This is a genomic window from Mycetocola spongiae (genome assembly GCF_020424085.1).
GTDB lineage: Bacteria > Actinomycetota > Actinomycetes > Actinomycetales > Microbacteriaceae > Mycetocola > Mycetocola spongiae.
Genome location: NZ_CP080203.1, coordinates 766,664 through 790,381, shown reverse-complemented (window position 1 = coordinate 790,381; position 23,718 = coordinate 766,664). Strand labels below are relative to the sequence as shown.

The following is a 23,718-nucleotide window of genomic DNA, read 5'->3' as shown; positions in this document are numbered from 1 at the left end:
CGAAATCATCCGCGGGGCGTTTGGGTATCGCCCGGGCGCGCCGGGAGCATACGCCGCGCCGAGAGTGCACAAATGCGCGCCGACCCGAACGTGCGCGAATGTTATCGCTGACACTAAACTCGGTCAGGTGCCCGGAACCAACCCGGAGCCCTCGACCATCATCCCCGTTCCGCCCCTCCCGAAAGGTCTCCTTCCCCCATGCATGCAATCGGTATAGACATCGGCGGAACCAAGATTGCCGGCGCCGTGGTGGATGAGGGTGGCCAGATCCTGGAGGCACTGCGGGTGCCCACCGCCGCGACCGATGCCGCGAGCATCGAGGCCGCCGTGGTGGAGATGGTGCTGGAACTCTCCGCGCGGCACGAGGTGTGCGCCGTGGGTGTGGCCGCCGCGGGCTTTGTGGACGCCGCCCAGTCCTCGATGTATTACGCCCCCAATATCGCCTGGCGCAATGAGCCCCTGCGGCAGAAGCTCTCCGAGAAAATCACGCTTCCGATCATCATCGAAAACGACGCCAATGCCGCGGGCTGGGCCGAGTTTGTTTATGGTGCCGGTGCGCTCACCAGCGATATGGTCATGCTCACCATCGGAACCGGCGTGGGGGGTGCCATCGTGATTAACGATCGCCTGATCCGCGGCGGCTTTGGTGTGGCCGCCGAGCTGGGACATATGCGCCTGGTTCCCGGGGGCCTGCCCTGCGGCTGTGGCGCCGAGGGCTGCTTTGAACAATATGCCTCGGGCCGCGCCCTGCAGCGCTATTGTGAGGAGCTTGCCGATGCCGGTTCCCCCGAGCTGGCCCGCGTCCGCGCCGAACATAACGGACTAAACGGCGCACTGATCGGCGACCTGATCACCGCGCAGGACCCCGGCGCGCTGGCCGCCCTGGACACCCTCGGCACCCGGATCGGCGAGGCCGCGGCGAGCCTCGGCGCGGTCCTGGACCCGCAGCTCTTTGTGATCGGCGGGGGAGTGGCCCAGGCCGGCGAGCTCTTGCTGGATCCCATCCGGAGGGCGTATCGTGCTCATCATCCGGCACACGGATACCACCCCGAGGCCGAGTTTGTGATTGCCCAGCTGGTCAACGACGCCGGCGTGGTGGGTGCGGCCGATATTGCGCGGCGTTTCGCCGAACGCGTACCGGCCTAGGGGAAAGAGGAACACATGTTTTATCGGATTATGAAGTCGTGCATCATTGCACCCCTTTTGAAGCCGCTGTTTCGTGTGTGGGTGGTGGGCGCGGAGAATATCCCCGAGAACGGCGCCGCCATTCTTGCGAGCAATCACCTGTCCGTTGTGGACTCCATTTTTCTTCCGCTCTATCTTCGCCGCCGCGTCACGTTCCTCGCGAAGAGCGATTATTTCACGGGCAAGGGCCTGAAGGGCTGGGCCGTGAAGACGTTTATGAACGCGGCCGGCCAGCTGCCGATCGACCGTTCGGGCGGGAAGGCCTCCGAGGCAGCCCTCAATACGGGCCTCGGCGTGCTCTCTCGCGGCGAACTATTGGGCATCTACCCCGAGGGCACCCGCAGCCCCGATGGGCGCATGTATCGCGGCCGCACGGGTGTGGCGCGGATGGTATTGGAATCCGGCGTGACCGTGATTCCCGTGGCGATGATTGATACCGAGAAGGCCATGCCGATCGGCAAACGACTGCCGCGGCCGCGCCGCCTGGGCATCATCATCGGCGAGCCCCTGGACTTCAGCCGGTTTGAGGGCATGGAGGGCGACCGCTTCATCCTGCGCTCGGTGACCGATGAACTGATGAGCGAAATGCAGCGCCTGAGCCGCCAGGAATACGTGGACGTATACGCAAGCACGCTGAAGAATAAAATCCCGGCCAACACGCGCTAGGCTGTGTGTCAACGTCTCGCTCCTGAGACGGTAGCAAAACGCCCCTTTTAAGAATTAGGAATTGCCGTGGGAAATCCATTAGAACCGGTTGTGCAAGCAGATGCCTCTGTGATCGCCGGACTGGATTATTGGCGCGAACTGCCGATTAAGCAGCAACCAAGCTGGCCCAACCCCGACGCAGTCGTGGCGGCCTCAAATACCATTTCCTCGCTTCCCCCGCTGGTTTTTGCGGGCGAGGTGGATGTGCTGCGCGAGCGTCTCGCCGCGGCCGCCAGCGGAAAGGCCTTCCTGTTGCAGGGAGGCGATTGCGCCGAGACTTTCGCCGGCGCCACCGCCGACCAGATCCGCGACCGCGTGCGCACGCTGCTGCAGATGGCCGTGGTCCTCACCTATGGTGCCTCGATGCCCGTGGTGAAGATGGGCCGCATGGCGGGCCAGTTTGCCAAGCCGCGCTCGAGCGATAACGAGACTCGCGATGGCGTGACCCTTCCCGCCTACCGCGGCGATATCGTCAACGGCTATGACTTCACCCCCGAGTCGCGTGCGGCCAACCCGGACCGCCTGGTCCAGGGCTACCACACCGCCGCGTCCACGCTGAACCTGATCCGCGCGTTCACGCAGGGTGGGTTTGCCGATCTGCGCGAGGTGCACCGCTGGAATCAGGGCTTTGCCAAGAACCCTGCCAATGCCCGCTACGAGAAGGTGGCCAAGGAAATCGACCGCGCCATCCGCTTCATGGAGGCCGCGGGAGCCGATTTTAACTCGCTGCGCGGTGTGGAGTTCTACACCGGCCACGAGGGTCTGCTGATGGACTATGAGCGGCCGATGACGCGCATCGACTCGCGCACCGGTACGCCCTATAACACCTCGGCACACTTCATCTGGATCGGTGAGCGTACGCGCGAGATCGACGGTGCACACGTGGACTTCCTGTCCCGGGTGCGCAACCCGATCGGTGTGAAGCTTGGGCCCACCACCTCCACCGAGGACATGCTGCGCCTCGTGGATAAGCTGGACCCCGAGCGCGAGCCCGGACGCCTGACCTTCATCACGCGGATGGGCGCGGGCAAGATCCGCGAGGCCCTGCCGCCGCTGCTGGAGGCCATTAAGGCCGAGGGTTCCACGCCGCTCTGGGTCACCGACCCGATGCACGGCAACGGCTTCTCCACGCCCAATGGCTTTAAGACCCGTCGTTTTGACGATGTGGTGGATGAGGTTAAGGGATTCTTTGAGGCGCACCGCCAGGTGGGTACGTTCCCCGGTGGAATCCACGTGGAGCTCACGGGTGATGACGTAACCGAGTGCCTGGGTGGTGCCGAGCATATCGATGAGGCCGACCTCGCGACGCGCTATGAGTCGCTGTGCGACCCGCGCCTGAACCATAAGCAGTCCCTGGAACTTGCGTTCCTGGTGGCCGAGGAGCTCACCGCCCGCGCGGGCGAGTAGCCCCGGAACACCCGCGGCCCGCCGCTCCCCTCGGGGAGTGGCGGGCCGTTTTAGTTTTGGGAGGTGGCCGGCGATGCCGGGGCCGCCCAATCGTGGCGCGGAAGGCCACCGCGGGCGGCGGGATTCCGAGACGGGGCGCGGCTAGAAGTTGGCCTGGATGGTGATCGCGGAACCGCGCTTGACCTTTTCTCCGCCGCCGGGGCTGGTGGAGCGCACCGTGAAGGCATCGCCCAGCAGATCGGAAACAGCCTGCGGAATATCGGATTTTACGGTCACGGTAAATCCGGCATCGGTGAGGGTCTGCCGCGCGGCCTTCACGGGCTTACCCGCGACGTCCGGAACGGCCACCAGATCGGGGCCCTTGGAGACCGTGAGGGTCACGGTGGAGCCCTTCTCCAGGGTGGCCCCATCGCGGATCTCCACCACGCCCAGCACGATGCCGGCGGCCACGTCGTCGTTAAACTCCTGCCGCGCCTCGGCGGCCACGTTCAGGCCGATGGCCGTGAGCTTGGCGCGGGCCTCGGGCTCGCCGAGCCCCGTGACCTGCGGGATCGAGCCCGCCGAGATCACAAAGTCGAGGGTCTGGCCCCAGTGGGTATCTCCCGAGGCGGTGATGTCCTCGCCCGCCGAGGAGGCGGTGATGACGGTGCCGGCGGGGGCCTTGGCCGAGAAGCGTTCGGTGATGGTGCCCTCGGTGAGATTATTCTCCGCCAGGATGGGCCGCAGCTCCTCGATTGCCCGGCCCGCGAGCGGACCCAGCGCCACGGGCTTGAGCCCCAGCGAGACGGTCACGGTGACCGCGGTATCGCGCGCGAGCCGCGCGGGGCCCGCGGGATCGGTGGAGATCACGGTGCCCGCGGGCACGCTCAGGCTGTAGTCCTCGGCGCGGTTGGGAACCAGCTCCAGCTCGGTGAGCGTGGCGATGGCCTCCTCGGCACTGCGGTTTTCCAGCGCGGGCATCTCGATCATTCCGCCGGGGCCCGCGCTGAAATACCAGCCCGTGGTGCCCGCTCCCACCGCAAGCATCAGCACGATGATGAGTGCCCACCAGCCGGTACGAGCCCGGCGGTTGGCCTTCACGCTCAGTGCCGAGGTGGGGTCGTGGGGGTCGATTGGCCCGGTGCGCACCGCGGAGGAGGTGAGGACCTGGGTCAGCTCGGCGCTATCGCCGCCGCCGATCAGGGTGGGGAATACGGTGGTGGCCCCGGTCACGGGGGCCGGAACGGCGCTCAGGCCAAGCGAACGCTCAACCTCGCGCAGCCGCTCCAGGAGTTCGCCGGCGTCCAGGGGACGCTCGGAGGGCTCGCGTTCGGTGGCCCACAGCACCAGGTCGTCCAGATCCGCGGGGATCGTGGAGACCCGGGCGCTCGGGCGCGGCACCGATTCATTGGCGTGCTGATAGGCGATCTGCATCGGCTGCTCGCCCTTATAGGGCTGTTCGCCGGTGAGCATCTCGTACATCATGATGCCCAGGGCGTAGATATCGCTGCGGGCATCGGCCTCGCCGCGGGTGACCAGCTCGGGGGAGAGATAGGCGATGGTGCCCAGCAGGGCCTGGCCGCTGCCGGTCTGCGCGGTCACGGCGCGCGCGAGACCAAAATCGCCGATCTTAATGCGGCCGTCATCGGCGAGGAGAACATTTTCGGGCTTAAGATCGCGGTGCACGATGCCATTGCGGTGCGCCGCGGCGAGGCCGCTCGTGACGGCATCCATGATGTCGATGACCTGGCGCGCGGTGAGCTTGCCGTGATCACGCAGCAACTCGCGCAGGGTGATGCCGGGCAGGTACTCCATGACCAGATAGGCCATATCGTGATCCTGGCCCTGGTCAAAAACGCTCACCACATTGGGGTCGGCCAGGCGCGCCGCCGAGCGGGCCTCCTGGATAAACCGGTTTTTGAAATTGGTGTCATCGGAGAGATGGCCGTGCATCACCTTAAGTGCAACGCGGCGCTCGAGGCGCAGATCGGTTGCGAGATACACCGTGGCCATGCCGCCGCGCGCGATGCGCGAGCGCACCTGATAGCGGTCGTCGATAAGACGGCCGATCATCGGGTCAGTCTGCTGGCTAGAGGTCACCCTGCAAGCTTATGCGTACGCCCCCGAATGGGAGCGTCAAAACACCGCCCGTGGCGCTTAATCCACGGTGAATTTACGCGCTACGCAAAAATTTCCCCGGGAACGTCGAAACGCGGGCCCCTCGCGTGGGAGACTTATTGCGTGACTGACGCAATTTCGCAGCGAGAGTGGCTCTCGATTCCTGCCCTGGTAGACCTATTAGACCTAACCCCCAGCCGTATCCGGCGCCTCATCGAGGATAAGCATCTCCTGGCCATTCGCCATGAGGGTGTCCTGAGCGTGCCGGCCGATTTCCTGCGCGATGGTGAACCCCTCGTTTATCTGCGGGGCACCCTGTTCCTCCTGGAGGACGCCGGTTTCAGCACCGAGGAGGCCATGTCCTGGTTGCTCGAGGTGGATGACGCCCTCGGCGTGGCTCCCATCGACGCCCTGAATGCCGGTCGCAAGACCGAGGTTCGCCGCGTCGCCCAGGCCCTGGCCTAGGCCACCATCCGTTGTGCTGGGGGCGCCGCTAGCGCCCCCAGTTATCCCGGATAAACACATCCCGCGGAAGAATCCGCACCCAGGCCGCGCCCATGAGTGCCGGCCACAGAATATCCAGCACCGCCTCGATGCCAATTTCTCCGATGATCGTGGCAAATGTGGGGGCATCCATCACATTGAGGATGAGCCCCATCATGAGTGCCACCGCCGCGAGCGGAAATGCCGCGGCGGCACCCGCGGCCACCGCGCCCGCCCAGGCCGTGCGGTGACCAAAGAGGTTAAACAGCAGGTGCTGCACGCCAAAGAAAAATGCGGAGGCGGGCAGGGAGAGGATCGCGATCATCGCGATCATCTGTCCCGCCGTGGGATCTCCCTCCGCGGGATTAAGCGTTCCCAGCTGGGCGCCCTCCAGGAGTACGGTAATCCCGAGGATCCCCAGCGTGGAGGTCACCGTCACCGCGAGGCTATAACGCAGCCTGGCCTGTCGGCGACGCGAATCGTGATCGATCGCGCCGGTAGCTGCCGCGCCACGGAAGGGCACTAGGCGTCCCGGGCGCTAACTTTATCCGCGAGGAGCAGAAGCTCGCGCACCGAGGTCTCCCCGAGGGGAGCGCCCACGAGGGCGGCCTTACCCGCGGCCACGGAATCGGCGATGAGCGCCTCCACCGCATCCAGCGCACCCGTGCGGCGCATGACCTCCTGCAGGTGGCTCACCTGGGTAGCGCTAAGCGTCGGATCGCCCACGAGCCGATCAAATTCGGCCCGCTCCCGACCCGCGAGTTCGGCGCGGGCCAGCGCAACCAGCACCGTGCGCTTGCCCTCGCGCAGGTCATCGCCGCTGGGCTTGCCCGTAATCTGGGCATCGCCAAATACGCCCAGGACGTCATCGCGCAGCTGAAAGGCCACCCCCACGGGGAGCCCGTATTCGCGCAGCGCACGCACCTGCTCCTCCGTGCCGCCGGCGCCGAGGGAGCCGAGCGCAAGCGGGGCTTCCACACTGTATTTGGCGGACTTATAGGTGAGGATGCGGTGGGCGCGCTCCACCAGCTCGGCGTCGCTATAACCCTGCCAGGCGTTTTCCTCCAGGATGTCGAGATACTGTCCCGCGGTCACCTCGGTGCGCATCATCGAGTATTCGGCGCGCACGGCGGCGGCCCAGTCGCGGCGGTCCAGGGAATCGATGGTGTCGTTCATGAGCTCATCGCTCCAGGACAGCAGCATATCGCCGTAGAGCACGGCCGAGCCCACGCCAAACTCGGCGTGGATTCCGGTCCAGCCGCCCGCGGCCGCGAGTGCCTCGAATCGGCGGTGGATCGCGGGGGCCCCGCGCCGGGTATCGGAGTTATCGATGATGTCGTCGTGGACGAGGGCCGCGGCGTGGAACATTTCCACGGCGCTGCCGATCCCAATGATCTCGGCGCGGGCGCGCTCCTCGTGCAGGCGGGAGGGGGCTGAGTGCTCGGTTACGGCGCGCCATCCCCACAGCGCGAAGGTGGCGCGAAATCGCTTGCCTCCACTGAGAAAGGTCTGGGAGAAATCTGAAAACGGCGCAAGGTCGGGGGAGATGCGCGAGAGAATTGTCCTGCGGTCGGCCAGGAAGGCCTCGGTCCGCGTTTGAACCTGGTCACGAAGCTGCACGGTTTCATTCACGCGTCTAGCTTAGCTTTCCCGAGACGGCTAGACTGAGGTAGGCGCATAAGCGCAGAACTTAAGTAGGAGGCGATGGGTATGCCACTATCCGAGCAGGAGCAGCGTCTTCTCGACGAGATGGAACGCAATCTCTACGGTCACGACGCCGATTTTGTGTCGACCGCGGGCGATAAGCGTGGAAGGCCGAGCTATCGGAGCATTGCTCTGGGCGCACTAATTGCGATTCTGGGCATCGGTGCCCTCATCGTGGGTGTGGTCCTGCAGCAGCCCGTGATCGGCATCATCGGCTTCATCGCCATGCTCGGTGGGGTCATGGTTGCCATCACCCCGTCCAAGAATGCCGTGGCCAAGGTGGAGCCCGAGCAGTTTTTTGCAAGCAATAAGTCCGGCGGCCGTCAGGCCCCCGCCTCCTCCGGCGGCTTCATGGATCGCATGAACGATCGCTGGGATAAGCGCGACGATAACCAGCGCTAGCTTTTAGAACGCGGCCGGCCCCTCGGGGTCGGCCGTTTTTTATGTCCGCGGCTTCTCCGCCCCCGCCCCGCCCCCGAGGCGGGGTTTTTTTATGCCCCGGCGACGCGCCGAGGGGGGAGGGTTCCATCCGGGTATGTGGGAACTCCCAGGTGAATAAAATTGCGGCACTCCACTTCCCTCCCCGAGCGCCTCCCCTCCGCGAAAGGAGGGGCGGATGACCCCCGTTTGCCCGCGGTTTTGCGGCCAAACGGGATATTTTTTTTGCCCATTTTCTCCACCGGGGTGAAAATGCCTCCATTTCCCTCCACTAACAACTTCCTTATAAATAAAGGGCACGCGGCGCAAATTGACGTCAAAACTGTCGCAAATCCTAGGAAAGTGGTAGATCGTGGAGTAAAGTGGGGGTAATTGGTGTTGGGGTCCGATTCGGGGAAGGGCGGGGTGGTCATGTTTCTTGGCACGTATGCTCCCAAACTCGATGAAAAGGGCCGCCTCATCCTGCCGGCGAAGTTCCGCGAGGAACTCGCCGGGGGAGTCGTCATGACCCGCGGGCAGGAACGCTGCATCTATGTGTTCAGCAACCGCGAGTTTGAGTCGATGCACGAAAAGATTCGGCAGGCCCCGGTCACGAGCAAGCAGGCCCGGGACTACCTCCGGGTATTTTTATCCGGCGCCAGCGCCGAAACCCCCGATAAACAAAATCGGATCAGCATCCCGGCCCCCCTGCGCAATTACGCGGGGCTCAGCCGGGAGCTCACGGTCATCGGCGCGGGAAGCCGCGCCGAAATTTGGGATACCGACGCCTGGGAGGCCTACCTGGCCGAGCAGGAGGTCGCCTTCGCCGATACCGCGGAGGAGGTGATTCCGGGACTGTTTTAGTCCCTGAACCCCGACCCCCCACGCCGTTTGATTCTCCAGCCACACTTCCCCGGTGGCTGGCGGGAACGGATGGGGATCAGGATCCAGGGGCAGTACGGAGAAGATTATGGAATTTGACAACATTCACACCCCCGTCATGTTGGAGCGCTGCATCGGCCTGCTGGAGCCCGCGCTCTCGCGTCCCGGTGCCGTGGTTCTCGACGGCACGCTGGGAATGGGCGGCCACTCGGTGGCCATGCTTACCCGGTTCCCGGAACTGCGCCTGATCGGGCTGGACCGCGACCGCGATGCCCTCGCCATCGCCGGGCAGCGCCTGGAGCAGGCGGGGGTCGCCGATCGCGCACACCTCGTACACACCGTTTATGACGGCATTCCCGCCGCGCTGGAAAGCGCCGGGGTAGCCCGGATCGACGCGGTGCTCTTTGACCTCGGGGTGTCCTCGCTGCAACTGGACCGCGCCGAGCGCGGCTTCTCCTATTCGCAGGACGCGCCGCTGGATATGCGCATGGACGATACCAGCGAACTCACCGCCGAAACCATTCTTGCCACGTATAACGAGGGCAATATGCGGCGAATCTTTGAGGACTTCGGCGAGGAGAAGCTCGCCGGACGCTACGCCCGGGCCATCATTGCGGCCCGCCAGGTGGAGCCCATTACCCGTTCGGGGCAGCTTGTGCAGATCCTGCAGGACGCCACCCCGGCCGCGATCTCGCGCCAGGGCCACCCGGCCAAGCGCGTATTCCAGGCGCTGCGCATCGAGGTCAACACCGAGCTCAGCGTTCTGGAAACGGCCATCCCGGCCGCGCTGAACGCGCTCAACGTGGGGGGACGCATCGTGGTGCTGTCCTATCAGTCCCTCGAGGATCGCATCGTGAAGCGCAACCTGGCGAAGGCCACCACCTCCACGGCACCGGCCGGGCTCCCGATGGAGCTGCCGGAGCACGCGGCGAAGTTTAAACTCCTCGTGCGCGGCGCCGAGCTGGCCACGGAAACCGAAATAGAAGAGAATCCCCGCGCCAAGCCCGTAAGGCTGCGCGCGGCGGAACGACTGCGGGCGGGCGGAATAAATGAGTGACAACCTGGCACGAAACGATCTTGCGGCCACCGGAATCGGCTGGTCCGCTCTTCCCGAGGCCCCGGAGACCCCGGCCGAGCGCCGCCTGCGGGCGGTCCTGCCGGGTGCCGGCGCTGGAATGCGGCGCAAGCCCAAGCTGGTCTACGCACTCATCTCGCTCGGCGCCCTCGGCGCAATCGTTGTGGTGCAGCTGATCCTCAGCGTGGGCCTGAGCCACGGCGCGTATCAGCTGGATGCGCTGCAGACCCAGCACCGCGAATTTGGCTGGCAGCGACAGGCGCTATCCAATGACCTCGCATCGATTTCCTCGCCCCAGTACATCGCGGCCAATGCCGAGGCCATCGGGATGACCCTCGGCGGTACCCCCGCCTATCTCACCCTGAGCACGGGTGAGGTCACGGGAGTGCCCGCGCCGGGTGGAGCGGTCAAGCAGGGTCCGTCCTCGCTGATTCCGAACTCCGCAATCGCCGGGGAGCCGCTCGCCACCAAGCCCGACGCGAGTGTGGTCAATCCGGGCGCGGCGGAGGTTGCGATTGCAACCGGGCCCGTATCGTTGGACGGGGGACTTCCGTCTCCCACCACACGATAGGGAACCTTCCCGCAATAGCAGTGCACCACCCGAGAGTTCTTCGCAGTAAGGGGAGAGAATAGTGACCTCAGAAGCAGTCTCGACACGGCGGCGGATCATGGCCGCCATGGTGGTTATCCTCCTGGTAGTTGTCCTGTTTGTGATCCGCCTGATCGATATTCAGGTGGTGCGTGCCGAGAGCCTTAAGGCCGACGCGCTGGAAAAAATGAGCTCCACCACCACGCTCTTCGCCCCGCGCGGGGACATCGTGGATACCAATGGAACGGTCCTCGCCTCCTCGATCGATACGTTTGAGATCCTGACCTCCCCCAAGGACGTCACGGAGTTTAAGCGCAAAAACGACGAGGGCAAATGGGTAAAGGTTCCCGTGGCCCAGGCCATGCAGGAGGTCGCGGGGGTGCTCGGGGTTTCCCCCGAGTCCCTGCAGACCATCGTGGATGACGCCCTCGCGAAGGACCCCAATTCCTCCTATGCGGTCCTCAATAAGGGGGTGGACTTCGAGACCTTCGAGAAGATTCGCGCCCTGAAGATCGACTGGCTCATCATCCCGCGGACCTTCGGCCGAAGCTATCCCAACGGTGCCATCGCGGGCAATATTGTGGGCTTTGTCGGGGCCGATAACGAGGGTCAGGCGGGCATGGAGCTGGCCATGGAGCAGTGCCTGCGCGGCGAGAGCGGCCTGCAATTCGCGCAGCGCTCCAAGGACCGCGTTGCTCTCCCCGGAACCACCGAGATCCTCAGCGAGCCCAAGCCCGGCGGGACGCTCCAGCTCACGCTGGATCGCGACCTGAACTGGGCAATGGCCCAGCTGGTGGCCTCGCAGGTGCAGGAGACCAAGGCTCAATACGGTATCGCGATGGTCACCGAGGTGAAAACGGGCAAGATCCGTGCCCTCGCCGAGGCCCCGAGCGTGGACCCCGCCGACGTGGACGGAACGCCCGCCGAGTTCCGCGGCTCCAAGGCCTTCCAGGCCCCGTTTGAGCCCGGCTCCATTTTTAAGCCACTCACCGCGGCCATGCTGATCGACAGCGGCAATGCCACCCCCAATGACCAGGTGGTCGCGGAATACCGCTATCACCCCAAGCCCGGGGTCACCATCCGCGATGCTCTCCCGCACGACCCGATGAACCTCACGCTGACCGGTGTATTGCAGCAGTCCTCCAATACCGGACTGAGCATCCTCGGCGAGCGGATGACCTCCGAGGCCCGCCACGACTATCTCGAAAAATTTGGCATCGGAAGCCCCAGCGGGCTGAAGTTCCCCGGTGAATCCTCGGGTGTCATGCGTCCCGCAAAGGACTGGGATGGCCAGACCGATTATGTGACCATGTTTGGTCAGGGCCTGTCCACCACCGCCGTGCAGATGGCCCATATCTATCAGGGCATCGCCAATAAGGGCGTCATGCTTCCCCTGCAGCTTGTGGAGGGATGCAGCTATCCCGATGGCACCGTGACCGATGTGCCCGAGCCGAGCGAGGGGGAGCGGGTACTCTCCGAGAAGGCCGCCACCGAAACCATCCAGATGATGGAGACAGTGGTGACCGATGGCTTCCTCGCCGATCAGCTCAGAATGCCCGGCTATCGCGTGGCGGCCAAATCGGGAACCGGTGAGCAGTTTGTGAACGGTAAACTACAGACGACCTTTGTTGCCTCGATGGCCGGTGCCGTGCCGGCCGATGATCCCGAGTATGTGATCACCGTTCACCTCTACTCGCCCCTCACCTCCCGGTCGTCCGCGGCGGCGGCCCCCGTGTTCAAGGAAGCCGTGGCCCAGGTCATCAAAAAATACGGAATTGCCCCGGCCACCACCCCCGGCCCGGACCTGAAGGGGCGCTTTTAGCCCCGCGTTGACCGGACTGGCGAGCCCGCCAGGCCGACATACGACATAAACAGAGTGCGCGCGGCCCGCGACGCACATGAAAGACAGTAAGACATCATGATTGCACTAACCCTCGCCGAGATAGCCACGATCACCGGAGGTGACCTCCGGAGTGCCCCGGGCACCCTCGGCGCGGAGGACACGGTCTCCGGGGCCGTGGACACCGATTCCCGCCTGATCGGGCCGGGAGATATCTTTATCGCCAAGCCCGGCGAGACCACCGACGGCCATAATTTTGTGGGTACCGCACTTGAACGCGGCGCTATATTGGCGCTGGTGGAGCGCGCGGTGGACGCCAAGATCGCGCAGATCATCGTGCCCGATGTGGTGCTGGCGATCGCCGATCTGGCCCGCGAGGCCGTGGCCCGCGTGCGCGCGGCCGGCCCGCTGGAGGTCATCGGAATCACCGGCTCCAACGGCAAAACCACAACCAAAAACATGCTCGATGCGATCCTGTCGGCCGAGGCAAATACGGTGGCCCCGCGCGCCTCGTTTAATAACCATGTGGGCGCGCCGCTGACCATCCTGCGCACCGATTATGACACTCGTTACCTAATCGTTGAAATGGGTGCCAGCCATATCGGCGACATCACCCGACTCGTGAATATCGCCCGCCCGGATATCGGGGTGGTCCTGAAGGTGGGCCTCGCCCACGCCGGGGAATTTGGCGGCGTGGAATCCACCGTGAAGGCCAAGACCGAGATGGTCTCGGACCTGCCCGCCACGGGGGTGGCCATCCTGAACGCCGATGACCATCGCGTGATTGGAATGGCGGAGAAAACCGCCGCGACCGTGCGCACCTTCGCCGTGGACGGTGCGGGCACTTTCCGCGCCTCGCGGATCCTCAGCACCCGCACGGGAACCACGTTCACGCTGCACGGCCCCGATGGCGACGAATACCCCGTACACCTGCGGATTCTCGGCGAACACCACGTATATAACGCGCTGGCCGCCCTCACCGTGGCCGATACGCTCGGCGTGGATATCGGCCGGGCCATCGCGGCCCTCGAGGGCCTGGGACGCGCCGAGCGCTGGCGCATGGAGGTACTCGGTGGGCGCGAGGACGTCACCATCATCAACGACGCCTATAACGCAAGCCCCGATTCCATGGCCGCGGCCATCCGCACCCTCGCCCAGATCACCCCGCGCGAGAAGCGCACCGTGGCGGTCCTCGGGGCGATGACCGAGCTCGGCGACCTGGCCGGGGACGAGTACGATCGCATCGCCCTGCAACTGGTGCGGCTGAACATTTCCCTGCTCGTGGTGGTGGGTGCCGACGCGCGCCGCCTCTACATCAGCTCCATCAACGAGGGCTCATGGGACGGAGAGTCGGTATATTGTGAGGATGCAGATGCCGCCTATGAGTACCTGTCTACCTCGATCCGCGAGGGCGATACGGTTCTCGTGAAATCGTCCAACTCCGCGGGTCTACGTTTGCTCGGTGATCGACTGGGAGAATTTTTCACGTGCTAGCCCTTCTTTTGGCCGTCGTTTTATCGATGGTCTTCTCCCTCACACTGACTCCGGTCTTTGTGAAGCTTTTCCATAAGCTGCAGTGGGGACAGTTCATCCGTAGCGATGGGCCCGAGTCTCACCACTCCAAGCGGGGAACCGCCACCATGGGTGGCATCGTCATCATCATCGGTACGCTCTTTGGCTATTTCCTGGCCAAACTGATCACCGGCGAATCGGTCTCGGTCTCGGCCATGCTGGTGCTGTTTATGATGGTGGGCCTGGGAATCGTTGGATTCCTGGACGACTTCCTCAAGGTGCGCAAGCAGCAGAGCCTCGGCCTGGGCGGCTGGTCCAAGATCGCCGGGCAGCTCATCGTGGCCGTGCTCTTTGGCATCATGGCGCTGAACTTCGCCAATTCCAGCGGCGTGACACCGGCCACCACGGCCATCTCGTTCACGCGCGACCTCAACTTCAACCTCATCTTCGCGGGCCCGGTCATCGGCTATATTCTCTACCTGATCTGGACCAGCTTCCTCGTGGTGGGAACCTCCAACGGGGTGAACCTCACGGACGGCCTGGACGGCCTGGCCACCGGTGCCACCATCCTCGCCCTCGGCTCCTATATCATCATCGGCTTCTGGCAGTTCAACCAGAACTGCCTGAACCCCTCGCTGGCCGCGGATGTGGCCCATAAGTGCTATAACGTGCGAGATCCGCTGGATCTGGCAATCGTCGCTGCCGCGATCTCGGGGGCCCTGATCGGCTTCCTGTGGTGGAATACCTCGCCCGCCGATATCTTCCTCGGGGATACCGGATCCCTCGCCCTCGGTGGTGCCGTGGTATCGCTCGCGATCCTCACCCACACCGAGCTGCTGCTGGTCCTGATCGGCGGTCTCTACGTGATCGAGGCTGGCTCCGTGATCATCCAGCGGGCATATTTCAAAATCACCCACGGAAAACGCATCTTCCGAATGTCGCCCATTCACCATCACTTCGAGCTCAAGGGTTGGGCCGAGGTCACCGTGGTGGTGCGCTTCTGGATTATCGCCGGGCTGCTCTGTGCCGCCGGTGTGGGTGTCTTTTATCTCGAATGGTTCTACCGGTAGGCCGGAAAGCGCAGCATGACTACAGACCTGAATTCCCTGACCAGCTGGTACTCGGAGTGGAAGGGCCTGCGCGTTGCCGTCCTCGGACTGGGCAATACGGGCTTTTCCGTCGCCGATACCCTCACCGAGCTGGGCGCCAGCGTGCTGGTGGTGGCCGCCGCCGCCGAGGACGATCGCGCGCGATTGATCCCCGTGATCGGCGCGACGCTCTATACCGGCGATCTATCCACGGTGCCCATCGAACTCACCGAGTTCCGCCCCGAGGTCATCGTGACCTCGCCCGGTTTCCGCCCCGATCACACCCTGATCCGCTGGGCCGCCGAGGCCGGTATCCCGGTCTGGGGTGACGTGGAGCTCGCGTGGCGCGTGCGCGATAAAACCGGCACGCCCGCGGAGTGGATCCTGGTGACCGGAACCAACGGCAAAACCACCACCACCCAGCTCACCGCGGCCATGCTGGCCGCGGGGGGCGCCCGCGTGGCGCCCTGCGGCAATATCGGCGTGCCGGTGCTGGATGCCGTGCGCGATCCGGCCGGCTTTGACGTGTTTGTGGTGGAGCTCTCAAGCTTCCAGCTGCACTATCTGGCGCAGTCCACGCTGCCCGAGCCGCTGTCGCCGTTCTCCTCGGTCTGCCTGAATATCGCCGATGATCACCTCGACTGGCACGGTTCGCGCGAGGCCTATATCGCCGCAAAGGGCCTGGTCTTTGAAAACGTGCGCCATGCGTGTGTTTATAATAAGGCCGATCCGGTGACCGAGCACATGGTGCGCGAGGCCGATGTGGCCGATGGTGCCCGGGCGATTGGCTTTGACCTGGGTGTACCCGGCCCAAGCGATGTGGGCGTGGTGGAGGGAATCCTCGTGGACCGCGCCTTCCACGCCGACCGGCATCACTCGGCGCTGGAGATCATCACGGTGGAGGAGCTCTCCCATACCGGCATGAGCGCCCCGCACCTCGTGGAGGATGTGCTTGCGGCCACTGCCCTGGCCCGCTCCTATGGCATCGCGCCCGAGGAGATCAACCTGGCGCTGCGCGGCTTCCGGGCGGACGCCCACCGCGTGGAGACCGTACTCACCGCGCAGGAGGTGACCTGGATCGACGATTCCAAGGCCACCAATACCCATGCGGCGCGCGCCTCGCTCGGCGCATTCCCCTCGATTGTCTGGATTGCCGGCGGCCTACTTAAGGGTGCCGACCCCGCCGAACTGGTGCGCGATTTTGCCCCGCGCCTGCGCGGAGCCGTGCTGATCGGAACCGATCGCACGGAGCTGCGGGCGGCTTTCGCGCGACACGCCCCCGAGGTGAGTGTGCTTGAGGTCGAAGCGACGGACACTAGAGGGGTGATGACGGTTGCGGTGGAACTCGCCGCGACCCTGGCCCGCCCGGGAGACACCGTGCTCCTGGCCCCCGCGGCCGCATCCATGGATCAGTTCAGCAGCTATAACGACCGTGGTGAGAAATTCGCCGCGGCGGTTACCGAGAAGTGGGGAGGTGCGGCAGCGCATGACGGCCACACCGACCGACCCCACACCCACTAGCCGCACGGCTCGGGTGAGCGTAGGGAAACTCTTCGCCGCCGAGTCCTCAAATTATTATCTGATCCTCGGCACCACGATCTTCCTGGTCCTGATCGGTCTGGTTATGGTGCTCTCCGCGTCCAGCGTGGACTCCTGGCTCGACGATAAGGGCTTTTTTGGCGGCTTCTGGAAACAGGCAACCTGGGCCGTGATCGGTATTCCGCTGATGCTGATCATCAGCCGGTTTCGGATTACCTTCTGGAAAAAATGGGCCTGGTGGCTGCTCGGGGCCTCCCTGGTCCTGCAGGGTCTGGTCTTTTCCCCGCTGGGCTTCGAAGACGGTGGAAACCGAAACTGGATCGCGCTCGGTCCGATCAGCGCGCAGCCCTCGGAGGCCGTGAAGCTTGCGCTGTGTATCTGGCTCGGGGTGGTGCTCGGCCGCAAATACGATCTGCTGGGCGATTGGCGCCACGTACTGATCCCGGCGCTGCCGGTGGCCGCGATTGCGCTGGGCCTGGTCCTCGCCGGTCACGACCTCGGAACCGTGATGATCATGGCCGGGCTCGTTTTTGGTGGCCTCTTTTTTGCCAATATCCGGATGCGCTATCTGCTGGTGCCCCTGGGCATCGGCGCGCTTATGGTGCTGGTATTTGTGTTGATCAGCCAGAACCGCCTCGACCGTATCGGCAGCTTTTTTGGCGAGACCGACGATTATGAGGGGCTCGACTGGCAGCCCCTGCACGGCACGTGGGCGCTGGCCAACGGCGGCATCTTTGGGCTGGGGCTCGGCAACTCCCGGGAGAAGTATTCCTGGCTGCCGGCCGCCTCCAATGACTATATTTTTGCGATCGTCGGTGAGGAACTGGGCATCATCGGCGCTATCGTGGTGATCGGCCTCTTTGTGATGCTCACGATCGGCTTCATCCGTGTGATTCGCTCGGCGCAGGATCCCATGGTTCGCATCACCACCGGTGCGATCATGGTGTGGATTATTGGGCAGGCAGTGGTGAATATCGCCGTGGTACTGCGCATCCTGCCGGTGCTGGGGGTTCCCCTCCCGATGCTCTCGGCGGGTGGAACCGCGCTGATCACGTCTTTGGCGGCGATCGGAGTGGTGCTATCCTTCGCGCGGGGACAGTCTCAGGAAATTTCGCGGGATACCTTCACGGTGACCGCCCAGAATCGGAGTATTTGATGACAAACTATCTTCTTGCCGGGGGTGGCACCGCGGGGCATGTGAATCCGCTGCTGGCCACCGCCGACGCCCTGCGGGCCCGCGATCCCCACGCGGTCATCTACGTTCTGGGCACCAAGGAGGGCCTCGAGGCGCGGCTGGTTCCCGCCCGCGGCTATGACCTCTTAACGATCGAGCGACTCCCGTTCCCGCGCCGCATCAACGGCGCGGCCCTGAGCTTCCCCGCTCGTTTCCGCGCCGCTGTGCGCGATGTGGAAAAGATCATTCGCGAGAAAAATATCGACGTGGTGGTGGGTTATGGTGGCTATGCCTCCGCACCCGCCTATCGCGCGGCCAAGCGCACCAAGACCCCGCTGGTAATCCACGAGGCCAATGCCAAGCCCGGCATGGCCAATAAGGCGGGCTCGCGCTATACGGACTATATCGGTGTGGCCTTCCACGGCACGCGCCTGCGCAAGTCCAGCTATGTGGGCATGCCGCTGCGCGCCGAGATCGTCTCGCAGCAGCGCGATGTGGCGCGGGCCGAGGGCTATGCGGCATTTAACCTCGATCCCACCCGGCGCACCCTGCTGGTGACCGGTGGCTCCACGGGCGCCCGCAAGCTGAACCAGACCATTACCGGTTCGCAGGAGGCCATCGTGGCCGCTGGCTATCAGATCCTGCATATCGTCGGCGGGCGCAGCGACCTGCGCGATACCGGGGCCGATCACTATCGCGTGATCGAATACTGCGACCGCATGGACCTGGCCCTCGCCGTGGCCGATTTTGCGGTCTCCCGGGCCGGTGCCGCCACGGTCAGCGAAATGTCCGCGCTGGGCATCCCCGCGGTATATATTCCCTATCCCGTGGGCAATGGCGAGCAGCGCTTTAACGCCGCCGATGCCGTGCGTGCCGGGGGAGCCCTGCTCGTGGACGATGCCGAGTTCACCCCGGAGTGGGTGCGCGAAACGCTGATCCCGCTGCTGCGCGACACCACCCGGGTGCACGATATGGCCGTGCAGTCGCGGCTGATGGGCAGCCTCGACGGTACCGAGCGCCTGCTGGCGCTGATCGATGCCGCCGAGGCAGGCCTCCCGGTATCCGCCTAAACGTTCCACCGTATGTCCCGATTCGGCGGGAAAACCCCGCCGAATCGACCCAGAGATGAAAAGAGCCACACCCCGTGATTAAGCCCGACCTCAGCGTTGTCATTCCCGAATACCTCGGGCACCTGCACTTCGTGGGTGTGGGCGGTTCCGGGATGAGCGGCATTGCCCGGATGTATCTGCAGGCCGGCTTCTCGGTGAGCGGCTCGGACCGCGATGAATCGCCCAAGCTGGACGAGCTGCGTGCACTCGGGGCCACCATCAGCGTGGGTCATGACGCCAAAAACGCGGAGGGCGCCTCGACGCTTGTGGTCACCAGCGCGCTGTGGCCCGAGAACCCCGAGTACCGCTATGCGATCGAAAATAATATTCCGATCCTGCACCGCTCGCAGGCCCTCGCCGCGCTGGGCCGCGGCAAGCGCCTGGTGGCCGTGGCCGGGGCCCACGGAAAAACCACGTCCACGGGCATGCTGGTCTCCGGCATGCTTGCCCTCGGGGAGAGCCCCAGCTTTGTGAACGGTGGTGTCATCGAGCCGCTCGGCGTGTCGAGCGATGGCGGCACGGGTGACCTCTTTGTGATCGAGGCCGATGAATCGGACGGCTCGTTCCTGCTCTATGACACCGCGGTGGCCCTGATCACCAATGTGGACAGCGATCACCTCGACCACTACGGCAGCCTCGAGGCATTTGATGAGGCGTTTATTGATTTTGCCGATCGCACCAACGAGTTTGTGGCGATCTCCTCGGATGATCCCGGCGCCCTGCGCATCACCGCGCGCCTCGCCCCCGAGACCCGCGTGCTGACCTTCGGCGAGGCCGCCGACGCCGACGTGCGGGTGCACTCGATTATCACCGACGGCCCGGTGCGGTTCTCGGTGCACTATGACGGCGCCGATTATTCCACCGAGCTCCGCGTGCCCGGACACCATAATGCGCTCAACGCCGCGGGAGCCTTTACCGTGCTGGTGGGGCTGGGTTTTGACCCCGCCGCCTCGCTCGCGGCGGTGGCCACGTTTGGCGGAACCCAGCGTCGTTTTGAGCTGCACGGCACGGTCGGGGGCGTGAGCGTTTATGACGATTATGCACACCACCCCACCGAGGTGGATGCAGCCCTGACCGCCGCCCGCAGCGTGGTGGGCGAGGGTCGGATCATCGCGGTGCAGCAGCCGCACCTCTTCAGCCGCACGATGGCCCTCGCGGGCGAATTTGCCGAGACGCTTGAGCGCGTGGCCGATCATACGGTTGTGCTGGATATTTGCGCCGCGCGCGAGGACCCGATCCCCGGGATCACCGGCGAGATCGTCTCCGAGCGCTGGCAGGACCCCACGCGGGTTCATTATGAGGCCGATTGGCAGGCCGCGGCCGATTATGTGGCATCGGTGGCCCGCCCGGGTGATTTTGTGATCACGCTGGGCTGCGGTGACGTTTATAAGCTTGTACCGCAGCTGCTCGCCTCCCTCGAAAACGGCGGTCGGTAGCCGGTGAAGCGCCCCTCCGGAGTTCCCGGCCCCACCCCCGGATCGGAGCCCACGCCCCCCGCGCGCCCCGAGCCGACGGTTCCCGCGACCCCGTTCACGCGGCCGCGTGGCACGGAGGATTCTCCGGAGCGGGTGCCCGCGGATATTGGTGATGCCGATACCCTCGATCTCTCCGAGCTGCGCTCACTGATCGACGGCACCCCCGCGCCGGCCACGGAGGAGGAGTCGGCGGGGGAGAGCGGCGCGACCGTGCGCCGCAGCCTGCGCGATCGCCTCCGCCGCCCCGGCGCGGGTGTGGGGACCGCGGCGGAGCCGACCCCGACCCCCGAACCCATGCCGGAACCCGATCCGCTCTCTCCCGAGCGGGTGAGGGGCACCCTGCGCACGGCCAAGCGCGAGCGTAAGCGCTGGCAGCGCACTCAGGTGCGCCGCTTTACGGCGCGGCAGCGCCGCCGCCGTCGCTCCTGGCTGATCGGCATCGGCGCGGTCCTGGCCGTGGCGGTCCTGGCCGTGCTCATGGCCTATACGCCGATCATGTCGGTGCGGGAAATCCGGGTGGAGGGTGCCGAGCGCGTGAGCGCGGAGGCCCTCTCCCAGGATCTGGCGGGCCAGCTGGGTTCGCCGTTCCCGATGGTGGACGAGGGCGAGATCAAGGCGGTCCTGACCGGCTATCCGCTGATCGAGTCCTATAACGTCGAGGCGCGCCCCCCGAGCACCCTCGTGGTGCGGATCGTGGAGCGCCGCCCGATCGGCGTGGTGGCGGCCGAGGGCGGATTTGAGATCGTGGATGCCGCCGGCATCGTGATCGAACGCTCCGCCGAGCATCCCGCGGGCTTCCCCCTGATCGAGGTGGATCGCCTCGCCGAGCCCGCCGCCTTCCGGGCCGCCGCCGCTGTGCTGCGCTCGATGCCCGCGGAGCTTCTTGCGCGGGTCACCACGATCACGGCGACCACGCGCGATGACGTCTCCTTTGGGCTCAGCGATAGCGCCGCGCGGGTCCTCTGGGGCGATGATAGCGAGGGCGCTGTGAAGGCCACCCTGCTCGAGGCGCTGATGCGGGCCCAGCCCGAGGCCACGCTGTATAACGTCACTTCCACGGATGTTGGGGTTGTGGGCTAGGGCCACACGCGACCCCTCCGTCGAGTACGAGTGTTTTGCGTGCGTTCATTCACCGTTTATGTGACTGAACCAGGCTGTGGGAGGCGGGCTTCTGCCCGCCCCGACGAAAGGCACAACCCCCGTGTTGACCCCCACACGCAGACCGCTGCGACGCCTGGCAGTGCCGGCGATTATTATCCTGCCGCTGCTGGCAGCGGGCCTGCCCGCACTCGCTGCCCAGGCCGCACCCGAGAGCCCGGTGCGTATCAACGAGGTTGAGTCCGATGGGGGAGTGCCCGGGGACTGGATCGAGCTGATGAATACCGGCACTGAGGCCGCGGATGTCTCCGGCATGATCCTGCGCGATAACGATGACACGCATACCCTGGTGCTGCCCGCGGGAACAAGCATCGCCGCGGGTGGTTTTCTGGCGGTGGACACCGAGGTCGAATACGGCCTGGGGAAGGCCGATTCCGCGCGCCTCTTCGCCGCGGATGGCTCAACCCTGATCGACTCCTATACCTGGACCGCCCACGCGCGCACCACATATGGCCGCTGCCCCGATGGGGTGGGGGAGTTTCTGACCACCGTCGCCCCCACCAAGGGCGCCGCGAATGATTGTGGCACCACAACCCCGAGTGCCACCCCAACCCCGAGTAACACCGCGAGCCCGGGGCCCACCGCGGTTCCGGTGACCGCGCGTGCCTGGCCCGGTGGATCCGAGGTGAGTACGCTCGATGTGGCCAATTCCTTCGGCGATAACCTCAGCGGCCTGGACTATGAGGCCGGGGCGACCGCGGCACAGGATGCCATCTGGGCCGTACGCAACGGACCCAGCACCCTGTACCGGCTGGTACCCAACGCGCAGGGCTGGGGCCCGGATTCCTCCGGAGCGATCGCGCTGCGCTATGCCGATGGCACGGGAGACCCCGATGCCGAGGGTGTCACCCTGACCGATGCCGGGGCCGCGGGGGGAGTCTTTGTCTCGACCGAGCGCAATAACTCCGCGAGCAAGATCAGCCGCCCCTCGGTGCTGCGTTTTGATGTCTCCTCACCCGCAGCCACGCTGAACGCAAGCATGGAGTGGAACCTGGTTTCCGATCTGCCCGCGGTGGCCCCCAATAGTGGCCTCGAGGCAATTGAATGGATCCCGGACGCGGCGCTGGTCGCCGCGGGCTTCCGCGATGAGCGCAGCGGTGCCGCCTATGACCCGGCCCTGTACCCGGATCACGGAACCGGGCTGTTTTTTGTTGGGCTTGAGGCCAACGGAAATATTTATGCCTATGCCCTGAACCAGGTGAACGGCTCGTTCCACCGTGTGGCCACCCTGAGCAGCGGCTTTCCCGGGGTCATGGACCTCGAATATGAGGCCGAGACCGGCGCACTCTGGGCCGCTTGCGACGATACCTGCAACGGCCGTACCGCGCTGCTGCGCGTGGGTGATAACGGCGCCTTTGCGGTGACCGAGCTTAATGAGCGTCCCGGAAATATGCCCAATGTAAATAACGAGGGTTTCACCTTTGCGCCGGATACCCGCTGCGAAAACGGCGTGAAGCCCGTGTTCTGGTCGGATGATAATCAGACCGATGGTCACGCGCTGCGCGGAGGCACCCTGGCCTGCGCCGCGGTCACCCCGGAACCCTCGGTCTCGCCGAGCCCAACCGTGTCTCCCGAGCCGAGTGTGTCGCCGAGCCCGACCGTGTCTCCCGAGCCGACCGTGTCTCCCGAGCCGAGTGTGTCACCCGAGCCGAGTGTGTCACCCGAGCCGAGTGTTTCGCCCAGCCCGAGCGTGAGCCCGTCGCCGACGGCCTCCTCGACCCCCTCCGCCACGTCCATGCCGAGCGGCACCGCCGGTCCGTCCACCCAGCCCACCGCTCCCGCAGGCTCCGCCGTGGTGCCCTCCGAGCGCGCGCTCACCCCGGCCCTGTCCGGGCTGATCTCGGCCCCGGCCGCGGCGAGCCCCGGGCAGACCGTACGCGTGTCGGTGGGCACCGCGCGTGCCGGTGAATCCGTGGAGATGTGGCTGTTCTCCACGCCCGTGCACCTTGGCACCTTTATCGTCGCCGCCGATGGCACGATCCAGGTGACCCTACCGGGCACCATCCCCACCGGGGCTCACCGCCTCGTCCTGGCCACCCCGGCCGGTGAGGTCTTGGGATGGACGCCGATCACGATCGGCGGCGCCCCCGCGGGCCTGGCCGGCACCGGAGCGGAGGCCGTGCTCCCGCTCGCACTGGTTGCGCTGCTCCTGCTCGGCGGCGGCCTGATCCTGCGACGCCGCTCCGCCACCTCGGCCGCCTAGCCGCCCGCAACCGGCCGCACCTACGCCGCACGCCCCTCGGGGCGTGCGGCGCATGCCGTTTCCGCACCCGCCACGC

20 protein-coding genes are annotated in these 23,718 nt (G+C 65.4%); 17 read left to right on the top strand and 3 right to left on the bottom strand.

The window, feature by feature from the left end:
• The first annotated feature begins 198 nt into the window (after positions 1–198).
• The 3 genes from KXZ72_RS03745 (at position 199) to KXZ72_RS03735 (ending at position 3,297) form a co-directional block, all read left to right on the top strand.
• Positions 199–1,146, top strand: a complete 948-nt coding sequence (locus tag KXZ72_RS03745) for an ROK family glucokinase (protein WP_226082399.1) — start codon at positions 199–201, stop codon at positions 1,144–1,146.
• Between the two features lie 15 nt (positions 1,147–1,161).
• Positions 1,162–1,851 (top strand): lysophospholipid acyltransferase family protein, encoded by a 690-nt coding sequence (locus KXZ72_RS03740; protein WP_226082395.1) that lies wholly within the window; start codon positions 1,162–1,164, stop codon positions 1,849–1,851.
• 108 nt (positions 1,852–1,959) lie between these two features.
• On the top strand, positions 1,960–3,297 hold the full coding sequence (locus KXZ72_RS03735) for a class II 3-deoxy-7-phosphoheptulonate synthase (RefSeq protein ID WP_226082394.1): 1,338 nt from the start codon (positions 1,960–1,962) through the stop codon (positions 3,295–3,297).
• Between the two features lie 141 nt (positions 3,298–3,438).
• Here KXZ72_RS03735 and pknB read toward each other — a convergent pair whose 3' ends face one another.
• Positions 3,439–5,349 carry a Stk1 family PASTA domain-containing Ser/Thr kinase gene (gene pknB, locus KXZ72_RS03730; RefSeq protein WP_226082392.1) on the bottom strand — a complete coding sequence of 637 codons (1,911 nt, stop codon included), beginning with the start codon at positions 5,347–5,349 and terminating at the stop codon, positions 3,439–3,441.
• 168 nt (positions 5,350–5,517) lie between these two features.
• Here pknB and KXZ72_RS03725 point away from each other — a divergent pair, with 168 nt between their 5' ends.
• Complete coding sequence (locus tag KXZ72_RS03725) at positions 5,518–5,859, top strand: Rv2175c family DNA-binding protein (RefSeq protein ID WP_226082391.1); 342 nt, start codon at positions 5,518–5,520, stop codon at positions 5,857–5,859.
• 28 nt (positions 5,860–5,887) lie between these two features.
• Here KXZ72_RS03725 and KXZ72_RS03720 read toward each other — a convergent pair whose 3' ends face one another.
• Together KXZ72_RS03720 and KXZ72_RS03715 are read right to left on the bottom strand one after the other, a co-directional pair.
• Positions 5,888–6,310, bottom strand: a complete 423-nt coding sequence (locus KXZ72_RS03720; protein WP_226082390.1) for a hypothetical protein — start codon at positions 6,308–6,310, stop codon at positions 5,888–5,890.
• 89 nt (positions 6,311–6,399) lie between these two features.
• The gene (locus KXZ72_RS03715) at positions 6,400–7,509 is read right to left on the bottom strand and encodes a polyprenyl synthetase family protein (RefSeq protein ID WP_226082389.1); all 1,110 of its coding nucleotides are present in this window, start codon (positions 7,507–7,509) and stop codon (positions 6,400–6,402) included.
• Positions 7,510–7,581: 72 nt separating this feature from the next.
• Between KXZ72_RS03715 and KXZ72_RS03710 the strand changes: the two genes are divergently transcribed.
• The 13 genes from KXZ72_RS03710 to KXZ72_RS03650 all read left to right on the top strand — a co-directional run bounded on the left by KXZ72_RS03710 (position 7,582) and on the right by KXZ72_RS03650 (position 23,642).
• Positions 7,582–7,983 (top strand): DUF3040 domain-containing protein, encoded by a 402-nt coding sequence (locus KXZ72_RS03710; RefSeq protein WP_318999883.1) that lies wholly within the window; start codon positions 7,582–7,584, stop codon positions 7,981–7,983.
• Between the two features lie 447 nt (positions 7,984–8,430).
• Complete coding sequence (gene mraZ, locus KXZ72_RS03705) at positions 8,431–8,862, top strand: division/cell wall cluster transcriptional repressor MraZ (protein ID WP_226082388.1); 432 nt, start codon at positions 8,431–8,433, stop codon at positions 8,860–8,862.
• A 106-nt stretch (positions 8,863–8,968) separates the two neighbouring features.
• Positions 8,969–9,937, top strand: a complete 969-nt coding sequence (gene rsmH / locus KXZ72_RS03700) for a 16S rRNA (cytosine(1402)-N(4))-methyltransferase RsmH (protein ID WP_226082386.1) — start codon at positions 8,969–8,971, stop codon at positions 9,935–9,937.
• Positions 9,930–10,526 (top strand): hypothetical protein, encoded by a 597-nt coding sequence (locus tag KXZ72_RS03695; RefSeq protein ID WP_226082383.1) that lies wholly within the window; start codon positions 9,930–9,932, stop codon positions 10,524–10,526. Before rsmH ends, KXZ72_RS03695 begins: the two co-directional genes overlap by 8 nt.
• 61 nt (positions 10,527–10,587) lie before the next feature.
• Positions 10,588–12,366, top strand: coding sequence for a peptidoglycan D,D-transpeptidase FtsI family protein (locus tag KXZ72_RS03690; protein ID WP_226082382.1), 1,779 nt, complete (start codon positions 10,588–10,590; stop codon positions 12,364–12,366).
• A gap of 96 nt (positions 12,367–12,462) precedes the next feature.
• On the top strand, positions 12,463–13,878 hold the full coding sequence (locus KXZ72_RS03685) for a UDP-N-acetylmuramoyl-tripeptide--D-alanyl-D-alanine ligase (RefSeq protein ID WP_226082381.1): 1,416 nt from the start codon (positions 12,463–12,465) through the stop codon (positions 13,876–13,878).
• On the top strand, positions 13,872–14,966 hold the full coding sequence (gene mraY / locus KXZ72_RS03680; RefSeq protein WP_226082380.1) for a phospho-N-acetylmuramoyl-pentapeptide-transferase: 1,095 nt from the start codon (positions 13,872–13,874) through the stop codon (positions 14,964–14,966). Before KXZ72_RS03685 ends, mraY begins: the two co-directional genes overlap by 7 nt.
• Positions 14,967–14,981: 15 nt before the next feature.
• On the top strand, positions 14,982–16,505 hold the full coding sequence (gene murD, locus KXZ72_RS03675) for a UDP-N-acetylmuramoyl-L-alanine--D-glutamate ligase (protein WP_226082379.1): 1,524 nt from the start codon (positions 14,982–14,984) through the stop codon (positions 16,503–16,505).
• Complete coding sequence (gene ftsW / locus KXZ72_RS03670) at positions 16,471–17,679, top strand: putative lipid II flippase FtsW (protein WP_226082378.1); 1,209 nt, start codon at positions 16,471–16,473, stop codon at positions 17,677–17,679. The genes murD and ftsW overlap by 35 nt, the downstream gene beginning before the upstream one ends.
• Complete coding sequence (locus KXZ72_RS03665) at positions 17,679–18,767, top strand: UDP-N-acetylglucosamine--N-acetylmuramyl-(pentapeptide) pyrophosphoryl-undecaprenol N-acetylglucosamine transferase (protein ID WP_226082377.1); 1,089 nt, start codon at positions 17,679–17,681, stop codon at positions 18,765–18,767. The genes ftsW and KXZ72_RS03665 overlap by 1 nt, the downstream gene beginning before the upstream one ends.
• A 74-nt stretch (positions 18,768–18,841) precedes the next feature.
• On the top strand, positions 18,842–20,242 hold the full coding sequence (gene murC, locus KXZ72_RS03660; protein ID WP_226082376.1) for a UDP-N-acetylmuramate--L-alanine ligase: 1,401 nt from the start codon (positions 18,842–18,844) through the stop codon (positions 20,240–20,242).
• A 132-nt stretch (positions 20,243–20,374) separates the two neighbouring features.
• The gene (locus KXZ72_RS03655; protein ID WP_226082375.1) at positions 20,375–21,361 is read left to right on the top strand and encodes an FtsQ-type POTRA domain-containing protein; all 987 of its coding nucleotides are present in this window, start codon (positions 20,375–20,377) and stop codon (positions 21,359–21,361) included.
• A gap of 160 nt (positions 21,362–21,521) precedes the next feature.
• Positions 21,522–23,642, top strand: a complete 2,121-nt coding sequence (locus KXZ72_RS03650) for a lamin tail domain-containing protein (RefSeq protein WP_226082374.1) — start codon at positions 21,522–21,524, stop codon at positions 23,640–23,642.
• Positions 23,643–23,718 lie beyond the last annotated feature (76 nt).

What these genes read in the sequence shown, in the direction of transcription:
- pknB (WP_226082392.1), bottom strand. Translation starts at nt 5,349, where the DNA reads ATGATCGGCCGTCTTATCGACGACCGCTATCAGGTGCGCTCGCGCATC.
- ftsW (WP_226082378.1), top strand. Translation starts at nt 16,471, where the DNA reads ATGACGGCCACACCGACCGACCCCACACCCACTAGCCGCACGGCTCGG.
- KXZ72_RS03685 (WP_226082381.1), top strand. Translation starts at nt 12,463, where the DNA reads ATGATTGCACTAACCCTCGCCGAGATAGCCACGATCACCGGAGGTGAC.
- mraZ (WP_226082388.1), top strand. Translation starts at nt 8,431, where the DNA reads ATGTTTCTTGGCACGTATGCTCCCAAACTCGATGAAAAGGGCCGCCTC.
- KXZ72_RS03710 (WP_318999883.1), top strand. Translation starts at nt 7,582, where the DNA reads ATGGGTATGCCACTATCCGAGCAGGAGCAGCGTCTTCTCGACGAGATG.
- KXZ72_RS03745 (WP_226082399.1), top strand. Translation starts at nt 199, where the DNA reads ATGCATGCAATCGGTATAGACATCGGCGGAACCAAGATTGCCGGCGCC.
- rsmH (WP_226082386.1), top strand. Translation starts at nt 8,969, where the DNA reads ATGGAATTTGACAACATTCACACCCCCGTCATGTTGGAGCGCTGCATC.
- murD (WP_226082379.1), top strand. Translation starts at nt 14,982, where the DNA reads ATGACTACAGACCTGAATTCCCTGACCAGCTGGTACTCGGAGTGGAAG.
- KXZ72_RS03695 (WP_226082383.1), top strand. Translation starts at nt 9,930, where the DNA reads ATGAGTGACAACCTGGCACGAAACGATCTTGCGGCCACCGGAATCGGC.
- KXZ72_RS03740 (WP_226082395.1), top strand. Translation starts at nt 1,162, where the DNA reads ATGTTTTATCGGATTATGAAGTCGTGCATCATTGCACCCCTTTTGAAG.
- KXZ72_RS03665 (WP_226082377.1), top strand. Translation starts at nt 17,679, where the DNA reads ATGACAAACTATCTTCTTGCCGGGGGTGGCACCGCGGGGCATGTGAAT.